A 3,533-nucleotide genomic window follows, 5' to 3' on the forward strand; every position below is an offset into this window, starting at 1 on the left:
TATGCAAACCAACGGTTAGCTGAGAGAAAGAACAGAAAAGAAATAGCCGTGTAATTTTTAAAAAATAGTCATTTTGAAATTAGACGAGTGTTTCCTTTTTTAAAAAGTTAGTTATGAAATTGGTTCAGTTATAGAACAAATGAAAATGCTACCAAAAGAAGTGACATATTATGAAAGGTGGGGTTAAAATTTATAAGCACCATTTGAATCAGAAGATTCTCCATCAGAACAGGCTTGAAGAGCGAACGTACCATTTTTCCTACGATAGTCTGGATAAAGCAAAAAAATATAATCGTCAGTATTCCAGAGGGTTCCAGCTGTTGAATGGAGAATGGAAGTTTTATTATAGTCGATTCCCGGATAATATAACAGATGAGTACTTTTCAGAAGAGTATGATGACGAAGCGTGGGATACTATCACAGTGCCCTCAAACTGGCAGATGGAAGGATACGATCTGCCTCACTATACAAATGTCCAGTATCCTTTTCCTGTGGACCCTCCAAAAATACCTTCTGAAAATCCGACCGGTGTTTACCGAAGAAGATTTTACTATGACGGATCAGATGATCGAGTTTATTTACGCTTCGAAGGAGTAGATGGAGCATTCGAATTATGGATCAATGGCAGCTATGTAGGGTATTCTACAGGAAGCCGAACAGCTGCTGAGTTTGATCTGTCATCAGTTGTGAAGAAGGGTCAGAACACAGTAGTAGTAAAAGTGACAAAGTGGTCGGCTCAAACGTATCTGGAAGACCAGGATATGTGGTGGCTTTCAGGAATATTCAGAGATGTCTATATCAGGACAGCACCTTCAGAAAGAATAAGCGATTATTTTGTAAAAACCGATTTCGACGAAACATACACAGATGCTGAGCTGTCAATAAATATAGAAGTTTCAGAAGAAGCCGTGGGCAGAAAACTGACCATTCTACTGGAGGATCAGACGGGCACCGTTTTCGAAGAGCACATTGACGTGACTTCAACTGAAGTGGTTCTTAAGAAAATAATTCAGGAGCCGCTGCAGTGGACTGCTGAAACACCTTATTTATATGATTTATACTTTAGTTTGAGTAATGAACAGGACACACTGACTGTCATCCCTCAGAAAGTGGGATTTAGAGACGTCAGACTAGAAGATGGGCTGATTAAAGTCAACGGAAAGCCGATATTGTTTAAAGGTGTCAACCGTCATGAGTTTCATCCGGATCTAGGCAGATATGTTCCGCTGGATGTGATGGAACAAGATATCAAACTGATGAAAGCCCACAATATCAATGCAGTAAGAACCTCACATTATCCAAGCGATCCGCGATTCTATGATTTATGCGATGCGTACGGATTATATGTGATTGATGAAACGGATATTGAAACACATGGATTTGTTTTCGTCAATGACTGGGATCGTCTGAGCGACAGCAGTGAATGGACAGAGGCTTACGTTGATAGAATTAAAAGGATGGTTGAAAGAGACAAGAATCATCCTTCAGTTATCATATGGTCACTGGGAAATGAATCCGGTTTCGGTAAGAATCATCTCGCAATGGCGGACTGGGCTCGGTCCAGAGACGTGACTCGACTGCTTCACTATGAAGGAGAAACGCGCTATATCCTTGAACGATCTAACTTTGAACCAGAGGAACTCAATAAAAGTGCAGACATGTTTTCCACAATGTATACCGATGTAGATACGCTTGAAAAGCTCGGTCAGCAGACGGAACTGAAACAACCTCATGTGCTGTGTGAATTTGCTCATGCAATGGGTAATGGACCCGGGGGATTCAAGGAATATATGGAGTTGTTCTACAAATATCCACGATTGCAGGGTGGGTTTGTATGGGAATGGATCGATCATGGCGTTAGAGCACTGAATGAAGACGGGGAAGAGTTTTTCGCCTACGGGGGAGACTTTGGTGACAGCCCGCACGATGGAAACTTCGTCATCGATGGAATGATTTTCCCGGACCGGGAACCTTCACCTGCTCTTACTGAATATAAAAAAGTAATTGAACCTATAAGAGTAGAGGCTGCTGATCTGAGCGAGGGGAAAATAACAGTAACTAACCTGTACGATTTTATAACTTTAGATCATGTCTACGGATTATGGGAAGTGGTTGCTGGTGAAAAAGTACTCCAAAATGGATTTTTCAGAACTGATGATATAGAGGCTCAGACATCTAAAGAATTTCAGCTGGACATAGATCCAGTTCATTCAGAAGAGGCAATTTATCTGACAGTCCAGTTTGTTGAAAAGTACCCGACGAAATGGGCTGACATCGGGCACGAAGTTGCCTGGAGACAGTTTGAACTTTCAGAAGGAAACTCATTAGCTGGATTAACTGCTGGCAGTATTGAAGCTGAACCGCTGACAATATCAGACAACAAAACAGACATAACAATCATGAATTCCCGTTTCAAAGTCGTCTTCAATCGATTTGAAGGAAGAATGATGACCTATGAGTACAACGACCAGGAACTGATTACTGAAGGTCCAAAACAGAATTACTGGAGAGCCTTAACGGATAATGACCGGATCAGTCATGATGAGTTTAAATCATCAAACAGTGAAAAACACTGGAAGCAATATTTTCTTGATCAGATGCAGGAACGGATTGAATCATTCGAAGTTAAAAAGCAAAGTAATGAGCAGATTCAGATACAGGTTAAAAGTACGATTGCACCGCCAGTCGTTGAATGGGGGTTCAGAAGCGAAGTCACATATACAATCAGTAACTCAGGGCAAATTGATTTATCAGTTCACTCAAAAGCTTATGGTTCAGGACCCGAGACCCTTCCAAAAATAGGTCTTCAGTTTAATATTTCTAAAGAACTATTACAGACGAAATGGTCAGGAAATGGTCCAGGAGAATCTTATCCGGACATCAGCCAGGCAGTCAGAAAAGGCATTTGGACATTAAATACAGAGGATATGTTTACTCCTTACATCATGCCTCAGGACAGTGGTAACAGGAGTGAAGTCGACTGGGCTGCATTCTACTCAACTAGAGGAGATGGACTGGTTATCACAGGAGAAGCATTTAATTTTTCCGTCAGTCCATTTACTACCAGGGAACTGGATCAGGCAAGACACAGATATGAGCTCTCGACTGAGGGATATTTTGAATTAAATATTGATTATAAAGTCAACGGAATCGGGTCTTCCAGCTGCGGACCAGGAGTTTTGGACAAGTATCAGCTGAAGAACCAGGATTACACCTATGCAGTATCTATACTGCCTTATCAACTTCACTAATTTGTCAATATATAAAAAATTTGAATTTACCCAAAATTTTATGATTTCCTGAACGGTGACAAAAGCCCGTGGTATACACATGTGGAAAACATGGTATCCTCGGGCTTTTGAGCAGTCCACAGCTTAAATCTGTGGACTAATTTCATCCTGTTATCTCTATGTGTAAAATAGTTGTCGGAAAGTAAAATAGTAGGGCAAGAAATTAAAGTAGACAAAAAGAAAGAAGACCCTTAATCTAGAGATAACCACAAATCCAGAAAAGAGGTCTTCTTATGAATCAAA

Annotated in this window: 1 protein-coding gene; it reads left to right on the plus strand. The window is 40.7% G+C overall.

From position 1 onward, the window contains the following. The first annotated feature begins 170 nt into the window (after positions 1 to 170). Positions 171 to 3,251: a glycoside hydrolase family 2 TIM barrel-domain containing protein gene (locus ACYQ2O_RS11120; protein WP_459796636.1), complete on the plus strand. Its 3,081-nt coding sequence runs from the start codon at positions 171 to 173 to the stop codon at positions 3,249 to 3,251. Positions 3,252 to 3,533: the final 282 nt, after the last annotated feature.

The sequence above is a fragment of the Alkalibacterium sp. m-11 genome (genome assembly GCF_054658155.1).